The 19,951-nt window shown below is 48.6% G+C and carries 16 protein-coding genes; 4 read left to right on the top strand and 12 right to left on the bottom strand.

Annotated features, from left to right (window positions below):
* The 6 genes from DXZ20_RS21800 to ndhL all read right to left on the bottom strand — a co-directional run.
* On the bottom strand, positions 1-1,223 hold a 1,223-nt coding region (locus DXZ20_RS21800), incomplete at its 3' end, for a right-handed parallel beta-helix repeat-containing protein (protein ID WP_163703579.1).
* Entirely contained in the window at positions 1,223-4,732 is a 3,510-nt protein-coding gene (locus DXZ20_RS21795) for a TonB-dependent receptor (RefSeq protein ID WP_163700682.1), read from the bottom strand. The genes DXZ20_RS21795 and DXZ20_RS21800, both read right to left, overlap by 1 nt.
* A complete protein-coding gene (locus DXZ20_RS21790) occupies positions 4,732-5,706 on the bottom strand; it encodes a DUF11 domain-containing protein (RefSeq protein ID WP_163700679.1) in 975 nt (324 codons plus the stop codon). The genes DXZ20_RS21795 and DXZ20_RS21790 overlap by 1 nt, the downstream gene beginning before the upstream one ends.
* A gap of 704 nt (positions 5,707-6,410) precedes the next feature.
* Positions 6,411-7,208, bottom strand: coding sequence for a tryptophan synthase subunit alpha (trpA, locus tag DXZ20_RS21785; protein WP_163668793.1), 798 nt, complete (start codon positions 7,206-7,208; stop codon positions 6,411-6,413).
* Positions 7,209-7,263: 55 nt separating this feature from the next.
* Positions 7,264-7,581 carry a DUF3007 family protein gene (locus tag DXZ20_RS21780; RefSeq protein ID WP_163668791.1) on the bottom strand — a complete coding sequence of 106 codons (318 nt, stop codon included), beginning with the start codon at positions 7,579-7,581 and terminating at the stop codon, positions 7,264-7,266.
* A gap of 2 nt (positions 7,582-7,583) precedes the next feature.
* Positions 7,584-7,814: an NAD(P)H-quinone oxidoreductase subunit L gene (ndhL, locus tag DXZ20_RS21775; RefSeq protein ID WP_006514742.1), complete on the bottom strand. Its 231-nt coding sequence runs from the start codon at positions 7,812-7,814 to the stop codon at positions 7,584-7,586.
* An 860-nt stretch (positions 7,815-8,674) separates the two neighbouring features.
* Between ndhL and DXZ20_RS21770 the strand changes: the two genes are divergently transcribed.
* Positions 8,675-10,024, top strand: coding sequence for a hypothetical protein (locus DXZ20_RS21770; RefSeq protein WP_163668789.1), 1,350 nt, complete (start codon positions 8,675-8,677; stop codon positions 10,022-10,024).
* Positions 10,025-10,070: 46 nt separating this feature from the next.
* On the opposite strand, the gene larC is transcribed toward DXZ20_RS21770, so the two are convergent.
* Positions 10,071-11,447: a nickel pincer cofactor biosynthesis protein LarC gene (larC, locus tag DXZ20_RS21765; protein ID WP_163668787.1), complete on the bottom strand. Its 1,377-nt coding sequence runs from the start codon at positions 11,445-11,447 to the stop codon at positions 10,071-10,073.
* A 550-nt stretch (positions 11,448-11,997) separates the two neighbouring features.
* Between larC and DXZ20_RS21760 the strand changes: the two genes are divergently transcribed.
* Positions 11,998-13,320 carry a HetZ-related protein gene (locus DXZ20_RS21760; protein WP_163700677.1) on the top strand — a complete coding sequence of 441 codons (1,323 nt, stop codon included), beginning with the start codon at positions 11,998-12,000 and terminating at the stop codon, positions 13,318-13,320.
* A gap of 293 nt (positions 13,321-13,613) precedes the next feature.
* Here the strand turns inward: DXZ20_RS21760 and DXZ20_RS21755 are convergent, their stop codons facing one another.
* Complete coding sequence (locus DXZ20_RS21755; protein WP_006514738.1) at positions 13,614-14,336, bottom strand: response regulator transcription factor; 723 nt, start codon at positions 14,334-14,336, stop codon at positions 13,614-13,616.
* 646 nt (positions 14,337-14,982) lie between these two features.
* Between DXZ20_RS21755 and DXZ20_RS21750 the strand changes: the two genes are divergently transcribed.
* Complete coding sequence (locus DXZ20_RS21750; protein ID WP_163668783.1) at positions 14,983-15,606, top strand: CPP1-like family protein; 624 nt, start codon at positions 14,983-14,985, stop codon at positions 15,604-15,606.
* Positions 15,607-15,778: 172 nt separating this feature from the next.
* Here the strand turns inward: DXZ20_RS21750 and DXZ20_RS21745 are convergent, their stop codons facing one another.
* Together DXZ20_RS21745 and DXZ20_RS21740 are read right to left on the bottom strand one after the other, a co-directional pair.
* Positions 15,779-16,588: a hypothetical protein gene (locus DXZ20_RS21745; protein WP_163700674.1), complete on the bottom strand. Its 810-nt coding sequence runs from the start codon at positions 16,586-16,588 to the stop codon at positions 15,779-15,781.
* A 223-nt stretch (positions 16,589-16,811) separates the two neighbouring features.
* Complete coding sequence (locus tag DXZ20_RS21740) at positions 16,812-17,900, bottom strand: Gfo/Idh/MocA family protein (protein ID WP_163700671.1); 1,089 nt, start codon at positions 17,898-17,900, stop codon at positions 16,812-16,814.
* A gap of 154 nt (positions 17,901-18,054) precedes the next feature.
* Between DXZ20_RS21740 and DXZ20_RS21735 the strand changes: the two genes are divergently transcribed.
* Positions 18,055-18,429: a hypothetical protein gene (locus DXZ20_RS21735; protein WP_163700668.1), complete on the top strand. Its 375-nt coding sequence runs from the start codon at positions 18,055-18,057 to the stop codon at positions 18,427-18,429.
* A 194-nt stretch (positions 18,430-18,623) separates the two neighbouring features.
* Here the strand turns inward: DXZ20_RS21735 and DXZ20_RS21730 are convergent, their stop codons facing one another.
* Positions 18,624-19,484: a tetratricopeptide repeat protein gene (locus tag DXZ20_RS21730; protein ID WP_163668775.1), complete on the bottom strand. Its 861-nt coding sequence runs from the start codon at positions 19,482-19,484 to the stop codon at positions 18,624-18,626.
* 158 nt (positions 19,485-19,642) lie between these two features.
* Positions 19,643-19,951: ATP-binding cassette domain-containing protein (locus DXZ20_RS21725; RefSeq protein ID WP_250565870.1), on the bottom strand; the 309-nt coding region annotated here is incomplete at its 5' end.

The following is a 19,951-nucleotide window of genomic DNA, read 5'->3' as shown; positions in this document are numbered from 1 at the left end:
TTGTCGTTATGGCCCAGGTCTACACTGAGGCCATCTAAAGCCGCGAATGTGTTGTTCCGAATAATGTTGCCTTCACTGCGGGGGTAAGATGCGATCGCAACGCCCGGTCCCGGCTGATGCTGAATCACATTTTCAGTCACCTCATGGCCGTTACCCATCAAATAAATGGCCGCCCGCCTAAAGCGCCGACCATTAAACCGAATATCGTTGCCATAGATCCGTGCGGAGCCCTCTGGCTTGAACATAAATACACCGCTACCATCGGTGCCGCAGATGAGATTACCGTGGATCTGGGCCCCATCAATATTACCATCAAGACGAATACCATCGGGAATCCCTGCAACACCATTGGTCCGCATGGTATTTTCGGTCACATCCATGCCCATGGCCTGGGCAGCCGTGAGAATGCCGCTACCTTCATGGAATTCAATCCGGTTACGCTGAATGACCGTATCAAGACCATTAAAAACAACTACACCGAGGGCCGACATCTGCTCCACAGGGGGCATTTCACCAGACGGCGACATCCCTAACCAGTTGTCTTCAATCACCACACCAACGGGGGCATCTGAATCTTCATTGGGCAGCAAAGTCCGCCAACCAGGGGGATCAGGCAGCCCAGCATCCACAGGGGGAACCAAGTGGGTGATTAAGATATCTGCCGGTGGTGTTGTCTGCGTAGACCGATGTTTAGAAGAAAATCCATAGAGACTTAAGCCTCTCACGGTCACCGCATCAGCCGTAATCGTCAACCCTCGCAACACTTCGGCCCCCGCCGCTGGGGTTAAAGCGACCACTGGTGTAGGCACCGGGGTAACCATTGTATCGGTGGTAGACAGAGGCCCGTAACCTGGCTGGCTAGCACCATCGACCAATGTGCCAGCAGCCATAATTGGAGGCAGGGGCTCCACCAGCTCGATAGTTGGATCATCCGCCAAACTAAAGTTGATGGATGGGCTGGCAGCAGGGGTCACTCGAGCACGCTCAGCAGCACTCAGCGCATCAACCGGCAGAGTTCCATTCACCACAGAAATGGCTTCTCGCAATGTCAGCGCGTCATCAGGACGAATGTCACCGTCACCAGACGAGTTCACAATCACAGAGTAAGGCGTAATCTCTTGGGCACTGACCGTTTGGATAGCCACTGCCTGAGCCACTAATGGCACCGTGGCTGCCAGTGCAGCTGTCCCAACTAGCTTAGATAGATACATGGTTAATTTCATTACTCCTCACCCCCAGCAGTTGTCTGTGTACCCTCAGCCGCATTGGCTGCATCAACATTATTAACGTCGTTATCGTCAGCGGCGGTGGCTGAAGCCGGAACAACACTCACCGGTTCTGCTGTGGGTGAACCGTCTGCCTCCATTAGCGACTCTTCCTGTTGTTGGGGCGCTACCTGCTGGAGACCAAACTGATCCCACAGTTCATTGACCTTGAAGGTGACGCCAAGGTAGGGGCCATCATCGGAGCGGAAACCACTGCCTCCCAAGGAGCGATCATTGACGCTACCAAAGCTATACCCCACTCCCAAACGCAGCTCTGGGGTCAGGTAATAGCCCGCTTCAATTGCCATACCGACTTCGTCATAGTTGGTCTCGGGCTGAGTGATGTAACGAACTTCACCGGTAATATCCCAACGGTAGGCAAACCGGTGGGTGGCTCTCAATTGACCCAGATGAATCGCATTAGACGACGTCACGCCTAAGGAGTCTAAGTCGGCATTGGTGGCTCGTAGGGCATATTTACCGTAGAACTCCCAACGCCAGCTCGGAGCATAAATGCCTTCCATGGCCAAGGTATGCTCCTGAATAGAGTCTGAACCTGCACCCACTAAAAGAGAGTTGGGAGTACTGGATGGGTTAATGGCATATTCATAACTCAACAACGCGTTGAATTTATCGCTTTGAGGATTACGATACGCCAGACCTAATCGAGCACTGGTGGAACTATTCAGACGATCGGTAATGGTCTGGTTAGCAAAGTTAGCATGCTCAATGCGGGCCAGGGTGGTCAAAGCGTCTGAGAGTTTACCCGCAGCTGAGGCGGTGATGACAGTGTTATCACCATCATCCGAATCACGATGCTCAAACCGAGCGCTAGCCTGGAAGTCAGAACTATCCGTATATTCCAGCCCTAGCGTATAGGTTGTGCCGCTAACCAGACCCAGGGAAGCCGCTGATTGACCCACGGCATAGGGCTGTAGCACCCGGTTACCGCCAGTAATGGACGAAAGACTATCACCAAAGATCCGCTGGAAGCCCAAGTCTACATGTAAACCAGGGCTGAGATTAATTCTATGGTTCAGACCGAGAGCTCCCTGGCCGCTCATGCCATTATTGGCACCCAAAATGGAGTAACGACCAGTCAGAAGCGTGTTGTCCGTTAGATCGTAGTTAACAAGAGCATCAACAGTAGTCAGGGCATCGGGCGTGACATCATCATCGTGGAAGAACCGTTGGGCAAATCTTAGGGTCACCTCTGGCAGTACATCCCAATCCAGGCCGACCACCGTCTGGCCTGGATAGGCATCATCTTCATCACTTAAAGCGATGTCTGTCTGGGCCCGGAAGGATAATTTCTCAGCCAGGGGCCAGGTCAACCCGGCAGAAATTTGGTTTGACTCGATATCATCGCCGGTGACCCGATCGTTGCGATCTCGATAAACCCAATCCAAATTCCCCGTTATCGACCCAAACTGTTGTTGGACACCTGCCCGCACTGTGGTGATGGAATTGTTCACCGTTGCTCCATCAGTCCGCACTAAGCCCGGATTGATCAGCTGGTCCAGAGTAGTGGGAATCAGATCTTCGTTACCCCGGTTGCGCTCACGATCAAACTGTAATTGCAGCTGAGTGTTACGACTAACGTTATAGCCCAGCTGACCGCCCCAGCGGGTTTGACCAGCCCTAAAACTCGTGGTTGCCGTATTCCGAAAGCCACTGTCAGCATCCCTAAAGTAGGCGGTACCCGCCAAATCAGGCGTAATCCGTCCCGTGGCCTCTACCCGAATTGCTGTTCCATCTTCATCAACCGTTGGATTATCCAATGAAGAGTGGGCAAGCTCAGCCACCAACTGGCCAGCATCACCCAGCTGTAGCAACGCATCTACACCGATTAAACTAAAGTCCTGAGCACCCTGGTCCTCAAAGATGGCCGACGCACCAACCCAGCTAGGAGACTCGAGACTGGTGTCAAAGTTATACTGCAGCCGCCCACCAAACAAATCGCCATCATCATCGTCACCGTCTATCTGATATGTGGCCACAATGCGACGCACTAGAGCCGGGCCAAACGGGTTAGCGTCAACGGCAGACACAGGGCTGTTAAACAGAATTGCCCCTCGGTCATAGTCAATGGTGTAATCGACACCGCGCGCTAGTCGCACTCGTTCAATCACTGTTCCTGGACGGTTGAGTTCCTCTATCTCAAAAAAGAGATCCTCACTACCGGCCAACACCAAACGACGAGACAAGAAATAGTAACCACTGGTGCCGTCAGGCACAATCGTGTCACGCTGTAGCGCTCGTAAATTGTTGGCATACAGTGCAGTGAGCTGCAAACCATTGTTAAAGGTGTAGTTCCCCTTAAAACCATGGAGTTGACGATTTAACGCCGAGAATTCTTGAGAGAAACGAGAGAATTCTGCCGTATCGTAATCCCCCCACATAAAGAAGTCAGGCTCATAGCCGACGATCTGAGAATCTCGTTCAAACCGAACATAGAAACTATCAATGGATGGTGTTAAAAAGTCGGTGGTTGAACTATCTCCATAAGTGGGGTAAGTTTGTTCACAATTTTGCACGTCCCGGTAAAGACGATTGTCGTTACAACGCTCGTTTAAGGCTCGCTCACTATTAAACGCTGCTGTCAACAACCAGCTACCAATGGTGCCTGTGGCAAAAATACCCGCATCAAGGTCAGCGTCATAATCTCCGATATCACCCGGATCGAGGAAGTCGGCATAGCGACCCCAGAAATCAGTCGCTCCAGGGCCAAATCGAAAGTCGACAACACCAGCCACCAAGGATGGGCGATAGGGTGTTGTGAAATTGACCTGGGTATAACCATCAACGTCAGCGGCGGGTTGTTGCGCGGTTGCATCATCACCCACCAGACCCAGAGCTTCACGAGCTTGTACACTGGCCCGAATGGTTACAGGCTGGGTATCAAGGGCTGAACGGAGTTCAACCTCAAATTCTCCCTGGCGAGCCAGTACTTGAAAACCACTGCGATCAATATCGTAGTCAGCCCCAATAAATGTACCTGCTGAAGATGTCAGCGTGACTACCACATCTTCACGCACAGGTCGCCCAGACTCATCCAAAATATTTCCCTGCAACCCCATGGTTGAGCGACCATCAGCAGGGATAAACGCATCACCCGTTGGAAAAATCTCCAGGGTCAACTCATCACCCAGTTCATCCTGAATCAGCGGTGGCAACCCACTGGGCACCTGACGAATAATCGTGCCATCGATAAATCCTTCAGCTTCACCAGGATCTTCTTCCACGGGTAGCGTATTCGAGTCCAGCAAATCGCTAGGCAAATCATCGCTCGCCTGGGTCAATAGCTCAGGCACATTAACAGGTGCCACGAGAATATCTGACTCAACAATTGACGCAGAATTTGTTGTTTCTTGAGCCGCTTGAGCTGGTTGCAGTAGAGCCACCACACCCGTCAGGGTAGTGAGCAGTCCTAGACAAATTGAGTTGGATAACAAACGCATCATCATTAGTTCTGGCCCTCCCCGAAGGTCGGTGTTACTGCAAAGTTCATACGTGCCAGACCACCTGGCTCTAAGCGAACCAGTCTAGACTGACTGTTATTTTCTAGGCGGTAGAGGTTGGGGGCCAAGGTGTAGCCTGGCAAACTGCTGAGGTCAAGCACACCTACACGATTACCAGAAACCACATTGGCCATGGAGAAGAGACCATCTGGGTCAGCAATGATGCGGTTACCATCATCAAGGTAGATGACCGCATTGGGTACACCCGCCTCGCCTGACTGTTGTTCACCATCAAAGTTCTTATCTACAAAGACCCGACCAATAATGGTGCCGCAGTCAGACAAGATACCGGGGCGAATGGTTAAGCTAAACTCAGCCTGAGCCGTGGGGAAACCAGGCGCTGAAGCAGTGGCTACGTTGACACCAGAACCACGTACAGAATCAGGCGTCAAGGTGACAGCATACAGAATCTCAAGCAAGGAGTTGGCAGCCAAAGAGTCAAACTGAAAGTTGAGCTGCCTACCTGCGACTTCAAAATTTGTCAAATTAGGTGGTATTGGGGCGCTGTTAACAGAGTCGTCGATGTACTCTAGGCCTCGCGGCAGATTATCCATGACAGTTAATGGAGTCGCTGCTACCGCACTTATGTTCTCCACCAAAAGCCGATAAATGACAATGTCACCAGGTTCAGCCGCTGACTTATCAGCTGTTTTTGTTATTCTCAGCAGTTGATTTTCAACTGGGGGAGTACCAATTGTTGTTGGGTTACTTGGTGCTCTCACCCTAGGTCGATTAGGGTTTGTCGGATCGTCGAAAGCACCAGACGCAGTGTTGGTAACTTGAATCTGCGCACCTACGGGCATCACAGGGGTATGTAAATAAACCAGCAAAGTGCTCAGCAGAACACCCACTAAAAAAAAACTTACAGCTTTAAACAGGTGTCGAATGACACCTTTAGGACGGCTTTTCAAAACTCTCATGACCCCTCACAGGCACCAACAACAAGGCAAACGGCTAAACATTGCTTTTGATCTACAATCAACTCGAAGCAATGATTCGCAATTGCTTATGACCAAACTTGCGTATCGTCACAAACACAACGTGACCGAATCAAAATTTATCAGTAAAAACTCTAACCAGAAGATGGTTAAAGAGCTAGGAAAAACCACTTACTGCAACACCTAAACAATTTACAAATCAAAGAAGTTTGCCGTATTTATACGGTTATTCCTCTCTTTGGTCAAGGATTATGACACTCTGGTTTGGCTGAGTGCAATACCTCACAGCGACAGACAAAATTTAGGAGCTTATACTGAGGATTACCAAATCAGGAAATTTTGATAACGACACTAAGAAAATATCTAAGTTTTAGCGACTTTACCTAGCAAATTCATGGGGATCGCCGCTCCCATGTCCTGATTTAAGAGAAGTGTGACCCTTCATTGAAGATCAGTTGAACTAACATGAAGAATTATTGAAGGTTACATTGCTCAACATTTGTCAGCAAACGTTAACGATAGCCTGTTGCTGTTTGCATAATTCCCTAAGTTAGATCAAAAAAAATTGAAGTGTCCAACATTGTTCAACAATGTTGGACACTTCAATTGCTACGTCTATTCTTTTTTACAGATAGTTCAACAATTTAGTATCTGAACGGCTTGGGTTGTGATTGTTAACGAAGTCCTTATTTCAAAGCCGTCCTTAGTTGTTGACAGAAGCTCTCAACTTCTGAAACACCATCACCTGAGCCATTGGCAGCTAATCTCTTGACAAAAGCACTGCCAACAATTACGCCATCTGCACCCCATGTTTTGAGTTGGGCTGCCTGCTCGGGGGACGAAACGCCAAACCCAACCCCTACAGGCTTATCAGTAACCGTTCGGAGCTCTTGCAATAAATTATGAACGCGGTTACCAATTTGTTGACGCATGCCGGTTACACCGGTAACGCTAACTAGATAAATAAAGCCTTGACACTGTTGTGCGATCGCAACAATTCTTTCTTTAGGCGTCGTCGGTGCCACTAGCAACGTCACCTCAATGCCAATTTCCTTAGCGGGTTTCAGCAGGACGTCCATTTCTTCAAGGGGTAAATCAGGCACCACAAGACCGCGGGCACCAGCCTGATAAATATCCTGCAAAAATTGTTCAATGCCTCGGTTGAGAATAGGATTGTAATAGGTGAACAGTACAATTGGCGCTGATAAGTCCGGTGATACCTCGGCAACTAAGCTTAAAACCGCATCTAAAGTGACACCCCGCTCCAACGCGCGAGTAGCTGCCGCCTGGATCACCGGACCATCAGCCAACGGATCGGAATAGGGAACACCCAGTTCAATTAAGTCTGCACCCGCTCGATCCAATGCCCGGAGAGCCTCTGCAGTGGTAGCTAAATCGGGGTCGCCAGCCGTAATAAATGGAATAAGCGCGCAGTCTTTGTGGTCACGCAATGTCTGAAATTGAGCTGAAACCGATTTACCCATCATTTATCTGTGTGAACCTGTGTTGTTTGCGGTGATCAATGTGGTAAGTAAAAATTTAGGAGGATGACTGGGATTTTTTCTCGGCGTCCAGTTCTGCCTGCAGCTGAGCTAGCTCCTCTTCAGACATCTCGTCCAGGCGTTTTTGCAAAACAGCATCTTCATAATCTTTGAGCTGTTGATTGTAAGTCATCTTTTTAGAAAACACCCGTGTCAGGTAAGTAAATACCCAGCCTAAAAGCCCGCCAGTGAAAATAACCTGACTCCATATGCCTGCCGAAAGCCCATCTAGGCCAGCCATTGAAAGGGCCAAGTATAGACCGCCACCAGCGACAAAAATTCCCAGCCCGACGCCAATTACATCAATACGGCGCATAGCTAAATCTCACGACGTTGGGGTCTAAAGTTAAGAAAGGGCGATAGCAACAACATCCCTGGAAAAAATACAAACACCAGTGAATAAATCAGCAAGCGCTCAATGGATGACGCCACATTCCAACGCTGCTTTAGATAAAAAAGCAGAATGCCAGGAACCACTAGCAAATAAAGACCCGCCAAACCAGCATATACAGCCAACGTAATCAAAAGTGAAATATCGAGGTTATCCATAGCCCTTAAGGTTTTTGCCCACGTCGTTAGTCATCATAGCGTTCAGGGGGTTGCACAGAGTACCACTTGGTGTTGGAATTAAACAGGAGTTTTGGTTAACCGGTTAGCGAAGGGTCGCTCCCCAAACTGCCGTTAGCAATAACTCAACTAAGGGGGCGTGGCGGAATGGTAGACGCTGCGGACTTAGAAAACTGAGCCTTAGTGGAGAAATCTGCTAAGTGGAAGCTCTCAAACTCAGGGAAACCTAAGTCAGCCTCAATCAGATACCCCAGGGTTATGGTTGAGGGGATATGGCAATCCTGAGCCAAGCCGTTTGATAGCAATGGCTATTGCCGTTCTTCAATCGGAAGGTGCAGAGGCCCGACGGGAGCTACCCTAACGTCAAGTCGAGGGTAAAGGGAGGGTCCAATCCTCAAAGCCCGCTGAGCGTGGCAGCAGCGAAAGTTGTGGGAGGGTGAAAATCCGCTGACCTTAAACGGTCGTGAGGGTTCAAGTCCCTCCGCCCCCATTTAAAAAAGTCTTTCTTAAGTCTTTTTTAAGTAACGCCAAATTGCTGCTGACCTATAATGCGTCTGTAAGTTTGTACGGAATGCAGCATAGATTGTGCCTAGATCCTGGCATGATAGTATCTAGACATCGATAAGCCGCTTATGCAGAGAGTTTCATTCTCTAGATTGAGTGTTAGATATTCATGAGTCAGTGGTGTTACGGAGGAAAATTCGGCGCAACTATACTTCCCAGTTTGGGTAATTTCTTGTTAAAAATTGAATATTCGAATACATCTTTTTGCTTCTTACACTATCTATCTAGTTAGCCGTGAATGCTAATGGCATGAGTTGCCCTGTATACCAGTAACTTACATGGTTGTTGATAGAGTTTCTGATTCGTTTAATCCCAGACGTCGAAATCAAGACGTTCAGCAGGCCCAGCAGACAATTTATGACTTCCTGCTAGAAATTGTTAAAGATTGGCCTTCAACTGATGTGCTCGAAGAATTTAGGGGCCTATTTCTGCAACATCAGGAAACGGTAAGTACAAATACTGCTCCTGCGTTGTATTCCATTCTATTTTCGAATAATAAGCAGGAATTCCACAACACGCTTAAGCGTTCCTGCTACATCTTAATTAATAATTGGGAAGTAGCCCGCGAGTATGGGGCTATTCGAAGCCTTATTCAACTGTTTACTGACCCGACAATTCGTAAGGTATCCCTTTCACCCACCATCAAGCGGTTGCGGCATTGGTTACAGTCCTTCGTTGATAGTGAAGACTTTAAAGACCTTAAGCTTTTTGTTCAAAACCGGTTTAGTAATGAGGCTCCCCATTGGTCGAGGCGTTATACGGCCTATTTACTGGCACCCCAGTATATAGACACCAGTAACCCGTTAGAACAGCGGGAAGCGGCCAGAGCTTTATCTCAGCGACTGAGGGACAAGTTCAAGTTTGATTTGGCCATGTATACAGCACATTTTCCAAAAGCCACTGCTCAACGAGAGCGTCGAGTTAATCCGACTATGCTGGGAGACAGTGCTTTACGGGTGATTAGAGCCCTTGTTGCCAAGCGTGGCATGTTTAGCCACCGCAACTTGGCTCGAATTTTCCAGCAGCAAACCCAAGGGCTAACCTACGGCAGCTACAAAAATAGTCTGGTTGAATACCTGCTCTTTTCTGCCATTAAAACTGACTTTGTAGTGACCCTTGAAACCCGTTTGCAAAAAAAGCTAAATGGCTTGTACGTCAAGTTTAATCACCAGCCGTTGGATGCTTCCCTGGCCTTGCTGACAAGCAATCGAGTGATTGACTACCTGATGACGGAGGACGAAGAAACTCCGTCATCTCTTTTTAGTTTGTTATTAACGAATGGTCGCCCCCTGACGTTGGCAATCGTGCTGCTGAAGCTGCTGTTGATTTCTCCCAGTTCCCATCCATATTTGGATGCTCGAATTGCTGATCTAATTCGTTATTACGAGCAATTTCCTCGGGAAGAGTGTCAGTGGATCATTAACTTTTTGGAGATATACGGGGTCACCTTAGCTATCTGCGGCAGCGACGTGCAGTACAACTTGGTGCAAGTTCAGCAGGATGGTGCCCAGGCCAGTAATCCAGAAACAGCCTCATTGGAGGAATATCGCATCTTTTCTCAAATGATGCGAGAGTTGCATTGGGCACCTGTCCATCGTGCATCAGAGGATGTTAATGGCATCAGCTAGGTACCCAGACTACTTTTATGACATTCCTTTTATGATATTCCTTGGTTTATCGGGTGAGGTGAGTGGGTGTGTGGTCCCATTCCGCAGCCCTATATTCATCCTGATATATTGATTGGGCAGCGGCAATGGCAGCCCACTGAACTTGCTTCCAACCTATGGAATGTTGGCGAGCAAGCTGAGCACAGGTTTCATACTCAGGCTGTAGATTCACAACTGGGCCATTGGGTGTGGCGAGTCCCGCTTTAACCTGCACCGGACCGTAGTCAGTTGTAATGGATTGCCAGGACCGATAGAGCGTCTGACGTTGCTGCCCATGGCTGCGAATGCCCAACGTCGTCGTTTCTGAAAACAGCAAGGACTGACAGGCTGCAGCATCGGCTTCGGCACAAATAACCGTCAATAAAATGCCCGGACGATTTTTTTTCATGCCAATGGCTTGGGTAAATACATCCAGGGCACCAGCCTTAAACAAACCGTCATATAGATAACCGATAGCCTGGGGGGTTAAGTCATCCAGCTGGGTTTGTAGCTCCACAATGGCTTCACAATAGCCAGGAATAGTTTGCTGATGACCATGCTCAGGGGCCGACTGCTGGTGCTCTGCATGGGGATGGTCTGTGGGCTGAGGGTCTGTGGACTGGTCATGGCTATGGGCTGACTTGTGGGCTCCATGGTCGGTTGTCCGTGGCTGCGCTCCGGTCCCAATCCATAACCGCAAAATATTGGGAATGGGTAAGTCATGGCTGCCTGCCCCTAAGCCCACCTGGTTTAAGGTCATGGCAGGGGGAGGACCAAAGGCATCACTGAGGGTGGTTGCGATCGCAGCTCCAGTCGGTGTAACCAATTCTTTGTCAATACCATTGCTATAAATAGGCGCTTGAGCACGGCGGAGCAGTTCCAAAACAGCGGGGGCAGGTACCGGTAATCGACCATGGGCTGCCCTGACAGTGCCGCCACCTATCGGTAAAGGCGAACAGACCACCCGGTCCACACCCAGCCACTCCAGGCCTAAACAGGTCCCTACCACATCGATCAGGGCATCCGTAGCACCCACCTCATGGAAATGCACCTGCTCTGCAGGAATGCCATGGACGGCAGCTTCAGCAGCGGCCAATTCTCGAAAAATAGCCAGGCTCCAGTCCACTACCCGAGTGGGCAAGTGGGCCTGACGGATCAAGTTCTCTATCTCAGGTAAATGGCGATGACCACGGACAGCGTCACTGTTCAAACTGATCGTAACTGCGGTCGCTGCTTGTTCCTGACGCCTTACCTGAGTCACTGTAAATTCATACTCATCCTCTAAACCCAGGCGTTTGAGCTGATCCAACAAATTGTCTAAAGGCATCCCTGCCGCCAAAATTGCACCGAGGCACATATTGCCAGCAATGCCCGTTGGGCAATCGAAATAAGCGATCTTTTCCATAGCTTTACGGAATCTCCCCTGAGCGCCAAATTTCCCTACATACACTTCATCCAGGCCTCCTGTAAAAACACCGGACAGGCTCAGACATTAACGTAGCTATTAAATAGTGCAATACGTCAGGGAACTATTAGAATATTCGGCGGTTCATCAATTGTTATTGATGTATTGAGATTAATGGATAGAAACCCATAAATTTCATGTCAATCCCATGCAACTGTCACAAGGTTAAAAATGGACTTACGGGATAGACTATCTACTCAACTGTCACAGTCAAGGACATTGCCTTCACGCGTGTGTCATCTCGTTCGAGCTATCTACCAAATGATTACACAGTAAGTATTTTAGAGTTATTGATGCCCCATTCTTTCGAGCAGCATTCAGTCTTTCAGCAGACTTTTTGGCGATTTGGTTTGGATAGTGACACACTGGTATTCAGGTTCCAGATTGAGTCCCTTTACAGTGAAACTGTCCACTAGCGGACAGGCCTACAGCTCCAACTGCCAATTGAACAGCTCCTCGAATTGTAGGGGCGTGCATCACTAAGGGAATTATGAAAGCTCAATCTACCGCTACAAACGTATTAAACCTAACTAAGCCATCTAATAACGTCGTTCTTCATCCCACGGCTGGCTCTATCCGGTCAACTAAGGACGACACTGTGAATGCAAACCATGAAAATGAACTGTGTCCTGTTGATCAGGCCCTGGTCAGTTTTTTGGTTCAACTAATTCAAGAGCAGGTTAAAGGCAGTACTCGTACTGTCAATGCTGTGGCCAACCGTTTGGCTATCGAAGTGGCTCGTATTTGCCGCAAAAGCGACCGAATTCAAGCCTCTGGCGAAGTTAATGCTTGGCAACACTCCCTAGCGGAGAACCGGATTCAGAAGTATTTGGAGTACTACCGTTTAGGCTCTCGCCAGGGTCGGGTGGAACTACAAAGTCGACTGAGTGCGATCGCATATCGCTACATCGCTCCGGCTAAGACTCAGCTAGGTTTTCAGGGACGTTGCAATCTACTAGAGGATTTCCTCCAAGGCTTCTACATCGAAGTACTTAAGGCATTTCGTCGGGAAAATCACCTCGAAGCTGACTACACGCCTAGAACTCGCCTGGAGTTGGCTGAATATATGGCCTTCACTGAGCAGTACGCGAAGCGTCGAATTTCTCTACCGGGTTGTTACAACCAGCAGCTCTTGGTTCTACGGGCCCAAAGCTTTGCCAAACGTCTACCCGCTGAGACCTGTGTTGATATTGAAATGGCCGTTGATTCACCGAAGAGTGATGATGCCGATTCCCGTTCTTCAGCACTACAGCAAATTCGCGAGCAAATGGTGGCCGATGTCACTGACCCTGCTGAGGCGGTGCTACGCGATCGCATCATCCGCGAACTAGTGGAGTATCTCGAAGACCAGGATCAGTCCGCCTGCATCGACTATTTAGCACTACGTCTACAAGACATGGCTGCTTCTGAAATTGATGAAGTGCTCGGTCTGACACCACGGCAGCGTGACTATCTACAACAGCGCTTTAAGTACCATGTGGAAAAATTTGCCCAGTCTCACAACTGGGAATTGGTTCACCAGTGGTTAGGGGCTGATCTAGATAAAAACCTCGGGTTGTCCCCCAAAGAGTGGACCGCATTTACCGCCGAGCTAACCGCTGACCAACAGCATCTGCTAGCGCTCAAGCAGCAACAAATGCAAGATCCCCAGCGGTCTACTCCTTCAGATGCTGATATTGCTCAGCAGCTGGGGTGGACTCCAAAACGAGTACAGCGCCGTTGGAGTCAAATTGTATCGAGTGCCTGGAAACTTCGTAACACTAGCCGCTCCGCCAAGACTACAGCTAAACCTGTAGCGAAGGTAGAGCAGTAGGCGGCTCCTAAAACATTTCCTTGAGTGCACGTCCATGGCCTTCGCTTTGCGGAGGCTTTTTTTGGGAATGGGGAACTGGGCAGTGGAGAATGGGGAGTTCGCTACCCTAGGGCAGGGTGTAGGTGATTGTAGAGACCCATATAAATAGAAGATATAGAAAGAAAATATAGAAATGTATATGAATAAATGACGGCTACAGAATGGCTCTGTAGCCGTCAAAGGTGATGTCAAAAATTAGCGAGAATGGGGAGTGGATTAAGCCTTTGCGTAACAAGAGACCCACCCCCATGTTTTTATCCTTCAGCTACCTCAGCGCCTGTTGCAGGAGGCTCAAACTTATAGCCAACGCCACGAACAGTTTGAATTAATGTGGGCTGATTGGTATCAATCTCAATTTTTTTGCGAATCTGACCAATATGGACATCCACAACTCGCTGATCGCCGACATATTCATAGTCCCAAACTTTTTGAATCAGTTCGGTACGCCGCCATACTCGGCCAGGATGGCTAGCAAGGAAGTGCAGTAGGTCGAATTCCAACGCCGTTAAGGGAACCAACTGGCTTTCAAGGGTGACCTCTCGGCGGATTGGATCAATGGCCAGGGAGTTGAAGGTGAGACATTGCTGCTCAGCCGCTGTCACTGGTCGCTGACGCTTGAGAATTGCCCCGACCCGTACCTCAAGTTCACCTAAGCTAAATGGCTTAGTAATGTAATCATCAGCCCCTTGATTGAAACCATGAATCTTATCTGATTCATCGGTACGACTGGTAAGCATCAATACAAAAACACCTGTGCGTGATTGCATCTCTTTACACAGGTCGTAGCCATTGGCATCGGGTAAATTAACATCCAAGATGACTAAATCTGGATTGAACTGTTCAAACACAGCCAGAGCATGCTTCCCATCCTCAGCAGACTCCATTTCATAGGTCTGCTTCGCTAAAAATCTGTGAATAAGATTGCGAATGGCTGGGTCGTCGTCAACAACTAAAATTTTGGCAGAGGCCGTGGTCATAATCCTTACACCAAAAAATACGAATCTAGGTAAAAAGGTAAAAATAAATCTGACGTTGCTAATCCCAGAAAGACTTTAATCTGAGAAGGTCTGACAAACGGCACCCATTCTAGATCGATTCATTCTACAAATCAGCAACGGCATAAATCCTAGTAAGATTTAGACTGCCCGTGAAAGCACGTCTAAAGTCCTATTTCACAAGTTTTCAATAACTTCAGAGAAGTTTTACAGAGCTTCCACACCTTATCAAAGAATTCTGCTAAAAACAGCTGGTCAATTGGCACTATAGATAGCCACACCTATAAGTTTATTGAAATATATTGAACCTATCGATTGGGAATGTGAGCAGTGCATCATCAGCATGTGCACCAGTTCTCAATACAGGTACCGTAGTTGATAGATACCGTAGTTGCCAGTCATTATAAGGATGCGACCGTTATAGACAAAGAAACTTCTAAAAAGTTATCTGACATTTCTGTCATCCTCAGCTTGTTTTTTTTTCAGGATGGTTAAACTGATAGTTATTATTGGCAATGGTGCCAGTTGGCAATGGTGTTTTGATGTACAGTGCACTATTTGCCACAGGTGTACGTCATATCACTATTTGTAATCGTCGTAATGGCCACCGTACATATCAGGTGTCGAAATGAATGAGAGCAACTACAAAACGTTGGGATTAGATGAGTCCTCCTCCTTTGAAGAAGTGCAGGTTGCGCGTAAGCGACTTTTAGAAGAGTGCGATGAAAACAATCCCCAACAAAAGGAGGCCATTGAGGCTGCCTACGACGCCATTTTGATGGAACGGCTGCGAATGCGGCAAGAAGGCAAAATTAAGGTACCTGACCGAATTCGGTTTGCTGAAAAAGCAGCTGAGTCATCGTCATCGTCATCGAAGGTATCTTTGCCTGCGCCCCAGCCTCCTAGTTGGCTTCAGGACTGGCTGGATACTCCAAGTCGGGACGATATTTTATGGCCATCGGTTACGTTTTTAGCTTTAGCAGCCCTAGGGTGGTTTTCAGCCAATAGTGCAGCGACTGCCTTGGGTTTCTCAGTGGCAGCGACTATTTACTTTCTCAATCGCAAAGAGCGTAAGTTTTGGCGTTCGTTTGGGTTTGCAGCTGGCGGTTTACTAGTGGGTGTTTTGCTGGGGCTGTTGATGATTAGCTTAATTGGTCAGCAAAGTCTGGGGTTAACACCAGAGCGCCTAAATGCGGTGGTGGCGATCATGACTATGACACTTTTGTGGTTTATCAGTAGCTTTCTGCGGTAGGGCTGATTTCAGCGTCAAGTTTAGGTCTAACCCAGGCATCCTAACTGATGGGAATGGATATCGAAGGGCATCCACAAGGGAGTGCCTCTACAAGATGGTTCATTCTCAGAAAATTTAGAACGTTAAAATGGCTGTTGAGCAATGATTAAGGTCTACTCAACAGCCATTTTTTTTAGACTAACTTTGCTGTGCGTTGCATGGCTGCTGCGATCGCTTGATTACTAGATTTGGCCACATAGCAATTGCCTGCATAACGGTCAATATGGCGAAAGATACCAATGGGTGACACGATGCGGCAGGTGTAGAATTCAACAGCAAACTTCCCATTCGGTAAGCTGTGTACCCTTGGAGTTAATGTTTTAGGCTGATCCATACGCCACTGCCAGTCCCGCTGTGAGGGGACAGTGCCGATCAGTCGATGATAATGCCAACGGTAGAAACGACCGCAGCGGCCAAATTCTTGCAATTCTCGCTGTAGAACAGACGCAATTAAAAAGGAACTCGGTGTGAAATTGCCGGTTATGGCATTCATATAATTATGCAGCGCCCCCTCTGGGTAGGGAGGCGTATTATGATCACCAGCCAGGACTAAGGCGGCTTCCAGATGGGACGTGGTACTCAGTGCATTTGCCATAGCCCAGGTAACTGCACCACCATGGTTAGTATTGGCTCGTCTAATACGGTAGAGATAGGTAACTAGGCAGTAGTCAGATTTGAGCGCAATGCCCGGTAGATTTTTAAGGGCAGTGCTCGCATCAGCGGTACTAATAAACCATCGACCATTGGCATTGGGCGTTGAGCCTTCAGCATGGACAATTCCCCCTTTGCGAAACAGGTTGCTTAAAGTAGCGAGTGAGTCAGGCTCAGGCTCGTCTGCAACTACAGCACTGGGCGCATGTTCACAAGCTGGTAATACCAGTTGCTGCTTGAGCGAGCGTCTGAGGGCTTGTACGGAACTAATGGGAAATTGTTGCGACGACATGGCTGTGGATGACCTGTATCCTCAACGAGCTACGCATCATCATCAATGTATATTACTCAGTACGTGACGGGTTATCCCGTTTAGTTAGGCCATTGTTGCCATAGGACAAGCCATGATCTAAAGAGATAGATAGTATGCGTTTTTGTAATGATCGAATTCTTTAGCTGGCTTGTCTAGATACTTTTGGCTCCAATACCTCAGCAATTTTCATTAGATAAATGAATTAATTGGGGACTGTTAGCCAAGTTTTTTGACTATGGGCCTGGTGGGTAAGATCCATCAGTAATTGTGAATAGACACCCTCTGCGAGAGAAGGAGCTAAAGATTGTTGCTTATCAATACATGATACCCAGTGATCCACTACCCGTATAAAAGGCGCAAGCCTGCCATCATCGTAAAGTTTGGGAAATGCAAGATGGTCTGGAATTTCCAGCTCAGTTAGGGGCTCACCCGCTTGGCTACCAGATAGTGTAAACCCATGAATGTAATCTTTTTGGTTAGCATTACCGAGTACCAAAGTACCCTTATCACCATAGACTTCAACCCAGTGCCCTCGCCCAGCCATGGCTACAGCGCTTAGGGTTACCTGCACAGGAGTCCCATCGGCTAGCTCCAGGCTAATGCTGCAGGTGTCGTCAGAATCAACGGGCTTATAGTCACCCGATACTGGATCAGGACGCTGGGTAATGGTGGTACTCAGATTGGCGGATAACCGTTTGACTGGCCCAAACAACCAGTCGACATAGTCAAACATATGGGAGCCAATGGACCCCAATGCTCCACCGCCTTGATCTTTGCGAGCATACCAGTTCCAAGCCCGTTCAGGATTGGCTCGACTACCGGCAATCCAATCTATTTTAATGAGACGCTTTTGCCCAACGTAGCCTGCTTGAAGAAGTTCTGCTAAGTGTTGCCAGGCAGGGATAAATCGAAACTCAAAGTCCATGACAGCGGCCACATTATGCTGTTGCGCTAGGGCATGGAGCTCTTGAGCTTCCTGAATATTAAGGGCGGTGGGCTTTTCTAACAGTAGGTGTTTACCCGCTTTTAGCACCGCTGATGCCATGGGGTGGTGGGCAAACGGTGGAGTCGCCACACTGACGGCCTGAACCTGGGGCAGGGAGACAACCTCCTCAAGGGTGTCACAGCCATGGGGAATGCCATGGTGTTGGGCAATGGCTTGGGCTTGGTTGCGATCGCGATGATACACCGCCACCACCTCGGTGCGGTGGTGAGCTTTAAACCCTGGAATATGGATTTTTTGGCCAAAGCCTGTGCCAATAACAGCAACGCCAATGGATGCCTGAGTCATAGTGCAACGAAAATTAGACAGTAGTAAACGTTCAGAAAGGCAGAGGACCTCTTTGACTACATAGCCTAGCGATAAGCGGGGACACAGCGCTAGCGGCCACTGCTAAGCGTATAATAAGGGGCATTAACAGAACTTTACACAATACGGCCCAGCCATGAACTACTACTACTTGTTTACGCCTCCCTACTTTTTTATGGTGGCCGGTCTTTTGATCGCAGTGACGTCAGGGGCCGCCTTTAGTGCCGTCCTCAAAGACATCGTAGAGGCCTGGCGTAAAACGCGTTCATCTGAAGTAGTTGCTAAGCTGGGTGGTTTGAATATTCAACTGCCATTTTTGGGGATTTGTGCTGGCACCGCCATCTTTTTGGCGTCAGGTTTAGGCTGTTTTGGTACCCCCATCTGGCTGTCCTATGCTACAGCGGCTCCTCTCACATTCCTGAGTGCAGGCCTGGTATGGCGACAGTTAAAGAGTAATCTGGCCCTATTGGAAAGTGGCCAGGCTCGTGCATTCGAGTTGGATTTCTTTTAGCTAGGCGATTGATTGGGGTGATCCCGTAGGGGCATCCCCTTGTGGGTGCCCCAGATTTGAAGGATGGGTAAACTATCACCCTTAGATCATTCTTGCCGACAACAGATTTTATTCACCAGGGCACGGGGGTAGCAACAAGGGCGACCCCTACAAAAACCGCAAAAATAGATTTAGGTGACTAATCAGGGCGGCTCCTACTGGCGGATGCGGTCTAGCTGGGCTTGAGTGTTAGTTATCCACTGGTTACGGCCCTGGTTAATGTATAAGCCAAGGGCCTGTTGCAAGACTTGTTCAGCTTCATCAGTCCGTCCTAGTTCTGCCAGGGCTAGACCTTTAGAATAGTAGGCATGGCCAAAGGTGGGATATAGCTGAATCGCTCGATCAAAATGTTCAAGGGCAACAGCTGATTCACCGCGACCAAAGTGGGTAATCCCAAGGTTGTAGTGAGCTTCAGGATAGTTACTATCCAAACTAATGGCTGTTTCAAGGGCTTGTACAGCCCCATCTAATTGGTTTTGTTGTAGGTAAATCAGCCCAATTTGATAGTGAACTTCTGGCGCTTGAGGACTGTACTCTACCGCTTTTAAGAATGAATCGAGGGCCACAGGTAGCTTGCCCTGACGACGCTGAACTAACCCCAGGTTGTAATGGCCAATCCCCAACTGGGGTTCCAAGGTAACCGCTCGTTGTAAGTAGCTCTCTGCTTGCTCTAGATTGCCTCCATCCAGTAAGGCAGCACCTAGATTTACGTAAGCCATCGTAAACTGATCATCAGCCTGGGTTGCCTGCCAAAAGGCATCGGCCGCTGCCTGCATTTGGCTCTGTTCACGATAGGCAAGGCCCAGGTTATAGTGGGCAATGGCTAATGTTGGATCAAGGGCAACAGCACTCCGGAAGGCTGAGATCGCATCGTCTAGTTGCCCCTGTTGCACATGGATAACACCTTGCTCTAAGGCCGCCTCAGCGCTCTGAAAATCCTGAGCAAGCGTTGGTTTGGCGGCAGTAATGCTTAATGCCATTAACAGTGGCAGTCCGTAGCGATGACCTAGGTTCATGATTCAGTCTCCCTGAGTTGCTACTTAGTGAGCAATATCGGTACACGATCTATGTCTTACAGTCAATCCTTACTTAAGGATATGAAATAATACGTGGGATGGTCCATAGCCTACCATCTAATCCTGATTACTCTACCTTGGTTTGTCAGTAATTTCCCTTACTCGACTAATGTTCCATAGCTAACATCGTCAGGGTTCATATGGGCATGAATAACTTCGCCGTCGCGAAACCAGACTACTCGCTCGGTTAGCCTGGCCACTGCCGGTTCGTGAGTGACCATCACCACCGTAATTCCACTGTGATTGAGCTCGGCAAAAATGGTCATCACCTCTTCAGTGGTGGTGGTATCTAGAGCACCGGTTGGTTCATCAGCCAGCAGCAAGAGGGGGCGATTAACAATTGCGCGTGCGATCGCAACTCGCTGTTGTTGTCCCCCTGATAATTGGCTGGGTTTATTATGCAGCCG

Origin of the sequence: Adonisia turfae CCMR0081 (genome assembly GCF_011009555.1) — a bacterium.
In the GTDB taxonomy this organism is placed as follows: domain Bacteria; phylum Cyanobacteriota; class Cyanobacteriia; order Phormidesmidales; family Phormidesmidaceae; genus Leptothoe; species Leptothoe turfae.
This window is presented reverse-complemented; position numbering and strand designations above follow the sequence as displayed.